Here is a 3,412-nt window from a genome sequence, read left to right on the forward strand (position 1 = left end):
CACCAGCTCGTCGAGGCAGCGTGCGGTGAGCTCGCAGGCCTTGCGCATGCCGGCAAAGCCTTCCTCGCCATAGAGGCGGATCTGGCCGGTGTTTCTGAGCGGTGCCGTGGCGGCGTCGAGATAGGTGACCATTTATGTCCGTTTGCCGGGGTGGTTGGCTCCTGATGCGAGCCGTCACGAAAAATCCCCCCAGATTTGGCACCGGAAGCCGCAAGGTTCAAGGACGAACTGCCGCTGCCGGACTTAAGCCCGCACTATTCGGCCCCGATGGCCGATGTCCCAGCCGTCCGCCCGGTCCGGTGCCGGATTGGCGCGGTGCTTTTCTCATGCGGCTCGACGGGGTAGGGCGAAGGGAAGAGTTTGGAGACTTGATGGCTTCCACGCGCGCAAGATCAATGCTGTCACTGGTTAGGGCGGCCTGCTGCTGCCGGTGTCGCTGCTCGGTCTCGCCCAGCAGCAGGCGATCAGCGCTGCCGCTTCGGGCGGCGCCGGCATCAGCTTGGCGCGGCAGGGCGACCAGGTCGCGCTGCCGCGCATCACCGGCAAGACGCAGGCGCTCGAGCTCCGCGCCGGCCGGGCGCTGCCGGTCCAGTTCCTGAGCAGCGATGCCGGCGCGCTTGCGCTGGCGGCCCATATTCTCCTGGTCGACCAGAATTCGCCGATCCAGGCGGCAGCCGCGCCAGCCGCCATATCCGCGCGGCAGGCGAGCACCAACTAGCCGCGCGCGCCGCCTTCCGCTTGATCTCGGCGGTCGCGGACCGCGCCATCAAACCATTCCCCATTCTTTCGCGCCGCGACCCGCGCGGCGGCCGTCCGTGGTCGCGTGGCGCGCCATTTTCGGAAACATGTTCACTGCAACTTCAACGCAACGCATCAAGACATTCAAGACACTGACGCGCGGTGCCTCGGCCGCGCTGTTTCTCTCGGTCCAGGCCGGGCTTACCGCACTCAGGACACATTCCTGAGTCAAAAGCCCGGCCAAAGTGATTTTTCAGGACGAACGCCGGTGCCGTGACAGCACCGGTCGGGGAGACTTGGAATGGACAGATTGCAATTCGAGGTGCCGGTGCGCATCGCGCCTGCGCCCGGCCTGCCGGTCGAGGAGATCTACGGCGTCGAGCAGGCGCTCGATTTCCTGCAGGCCTGGCCGGCCCGTCGCCAGGGCAAGGTCCATGAGGCCGCCTTCAACGCCTGCTTCGGCGCCACGGTGGATGTGGTCAAGACCGAGGATGCCTGTCGCGCCTTTATGGCGTTCTGCCGCGTCAGCGGCCTGCTGGCCAGGGACATGATGGTTCCCGGCAAGCGCGGCGGCGAGGCGAGGGGGCTGCGGGTGTAAGCTTGCATCGTCCGCCTTTGCCGGCATCTAGCGGCTGAATTTCAGGTCCGGCTTGTCGCCGTCCCAACCCTGAAGCCCTCCAGGCGCCTCGCGAAAGCGCAGGCACCTTGTGCCCATCTTGCCGGCGATGCAGATCTGGTCGCCTTTAACGGACCAGCTTACGGACAGCGTGAAGGGCATGGGGCCACGGATGCTTCCCGTCCCATCCTTCTTGAGCGTGAATTTGAGCGTCTTGCCGTCGGGTGTATCCGCAGACCAGGGACGGCCGTCGGCGAGAACGGCGGCTGCCCTCTGCGGCGACAGGAAGGCCTGGTCCTGCGCGGCAAATGCAGCACCACCGGTAAGAATTGCGATCGAGGCTGCCACGAGCGGCACATTGATCTTCATTGCGATCTCCAGTCTTCGCTTGATTTGTTGGAAGGGCAGTCGGCCCGCATTCAGCCCGAAAAAGACACGCCCCGGTGGCGCATCCCAGTCTGCACGCCGCGAACGATCAGCCGGGACAGGATTTCCATGTCCAGCGGCATTCGCGGACGCCAGACATCAAGGAGAAGGGCGATCCGGGGCTGGTCGGCGTGGTTTGTCACCTCGTGCGGGAAGGTGTCGTCCCACAACATGCATTCGCCGTCGGCGATGCGTCTTTCCTGATGGTTGATCATCATGATCGTTGCCGGCCGCCCATCAGCCTGGCGCGGGATGGCGAGGCCAAGGTGAAACCGCATGATGCCGCGAAAAGGTCCGCGATGGCTGGGGATGTGCTTGCGCGGGGCCAGGAACGAGATCGCCGCCGATTTTACCTCCGGGCATCCGGCAAGCAGCCGGCTGAGCACCGGCATACGCACCAGGTTTTCCGGAACCGGAAGATCGTAGGCCTTGAGCACGAACATGCGCCAGTCGAGGCCGTCATTGGCCGAGATCTCCGCCTGCTCCGGCATGATATCGTGGAAGCGCGGCACCTTGCCGTGTTGCACCGAAAGCGCCTCGTCGCGGATCGCCTGCCAGGCGGCGGTGAACTTCGTGGCATTGGGAAAATGCGTGCCGGCATCAAGAATCGCCGGTGCATCTATGCGCTTTTCGTAGATACGACGGACGAGACCGGTTCCGAGATCGTAGGCGCTCGACATTTCATCACCTCGATGGGTTTACAGATATGGTGGGCGATTGCTTCCGGGCTGTTGCTCACGGAGATTTGTTTGCGCTGTTGAACTCTGCCTCCAATGTCATTGCGTCTTCGCGGCCAGCCTGGGGCCGGTGCTGGCGTCGACGATTTCGGGCTTTGCACTGTCGATGACGCCGTCCCAGCCACCGCCGAGTGCCTTGTTGAGCGCGATGTAGTCGGTGGCCAAGGAGACGCGGCTTTGCAGCATCGTGTCCTCGGCCGAATAGAGCGAGCGCTCAGCGTCCAGCACATCGAGCAAATTGGTTTCGCCGGACGTGTAGAGCGTCCGCTCGAGACGCGCCGCGTCGCCGTAGGATTTCGCCGACGAGGCAAGCTTGCCATTCCTGATGCGCTCCTGCGTCAGCGAAACGCTGGCGTTTTCTACATCCTCCAGCGCCGTCAGCACCGATGCCTTGTAGGCGATGAAATACTTGTCGCGCTCGGTCCTGGCGACGTCGGCGGCTGCCTCCAGCTTGCCGGCGTTGAACAGCGGCACGCTGAGCGTCGGCCCAAAGGACCAGCCGATGGTCGAGTTCTTGCCGAGATCGCCGAGCCTGAGGGCCGAGGTGTCGATGTTCCCGGTCAAGCTGACGCTCGGATAGCGGGCCGCCTCGGCCTGGCCGATCCTGGCGGTGTACTGAGCGTATTGCCGCTCCGCCAGGCGCACGTCGGGGCGGGCAAGCAGGATATCGGCGGGAATGCCGGCCGGCACCGGCAGGCGAGGCGCGGGAATAGGCGCGCCACGCTTCAGCCTGTCGTTCAGAGCCGCCGGCGGCCGTCCGGTGAGGACGGAAAGACGGTGCACCGCCTCGGCATAGCTTGCCTCCAGCGTCGGCACGTAGGCCTCGGTGCTCGCTGCCTGTCCCATGGCCTTGGCGACATCGGCTGCCGTCGCCGTGCCGGCTTCAGCCATGGTG

Annotated in this window: 5 protein-coding genes and 1 pseudogene; 2 read left to right on the forward strand and 4 right to left on the reverse strand. The window is 64.8% G+C overall.

Annotation, left to right across the window (positions count from 1 at the left end):
* Nucleotides 1-132 (reverse strand): annotated as a pseudogene (locus EN745_RS37335) (type I methionyl aminopeptidase); the annotation flags it as partial.
* Nucleotides 133-430: 298 nt separating this feature from the next.
* Between EN745_RS37335 and EN745_RS32150 the strand changes: the two are divergent.
* Nucleotides 431-718, forward strand: coding sequence for a hypothetical protein (locus tag EN745_RS32150; protein WP_245487888.1), 288 nt, complete (start codon nucleotides 431-433; stop codon nucleotides 716-718).
* A 321-nt stretch (nucleotides 719-1,039) separates the two neighbouring features.
* A complete protein-coding gene (locus EN745_RS32155) occupies nucleotides 1,040-1,336 on the forward strand; it encodes a DUF982 domain-containing protein (protein WP_126054233.1) in 297 nt (98 codons plus the stop codon).
* A gap of 27 nt (nucleotides 1,337-1,363) precedes the next feature.
* Here EN745_RS32155 and EN745_RS32160 read toward each other — a convergent pair whose 3' ends face one another.
* The 3 genes from EN745_RS32160 to EN745_RS32170 form a co-directional block, all read right to left on the reverse strand.
* Entirely contained in the window at nucleotides 1,364-1,723 is a 360-nt protein-coding gene (locus EN745_RS32160; protein WP_126054234.1) for a hypothetical protein, read from the reverse strand.
* A 50-nt stretch (nucleotides 1,724-1,773) separates the two neighbouring features.
* Entirely contained in the window at nucleotides 1,774-2,460 is a 687-nt protein-coding gene (locus EN745_RS32165; protein ID WP_126054235.1) for an aspartyl/asparaginyl beta-hydroxylase domain-containing protein, read from the reverse strand.
* A 96-nt stretch (nucleotides 2,461-2,556) separates the two neighbouring features.
* Nucleotides 2,557-3,412 (reverse strand): efflux transporter outer membrane subunit (locus tag EN745_RS32170; protein WP_127423110.1); only part of this gene is annotated, 856 nt, incomplete at its 5' end.

The organism is Mesorhizobium sp. M4A.F.Ca.ET.022.05.2.1, from assembly GCF_003998845.1.
Classification (GTDB): Bacteria; Pseudomonadota; Alphaproteobacteria; order Rhizobiales; family Rhizobiaceae; genus Mesorhizobium.

Bases quoted from the DNA above. Each gene is read 5' to 3' on its own strand.
- EN745_RS32155 (WP_126054233.1), top strand. From the start codon at position 1,040: ATGGACAGATTGCAATTCGAGGTGCCGGTGCGCATCGCGCCTGCGCCC.
- EN745_RS32165 (WP_126054235.1), bottom strand. From the start codon at position 2,460: ATGTCGAGCGCCTACGATCTCGGAACCGGTCTCGTCCGTCGTATCTAC.
- EN745_RS32160 (WP_126054234.1), bottom strand. From the start codon at position 1,723: ATGAAGATCAATGTGCCGCTCGTGGCAGCCTCGATCGCAATTCTTACC.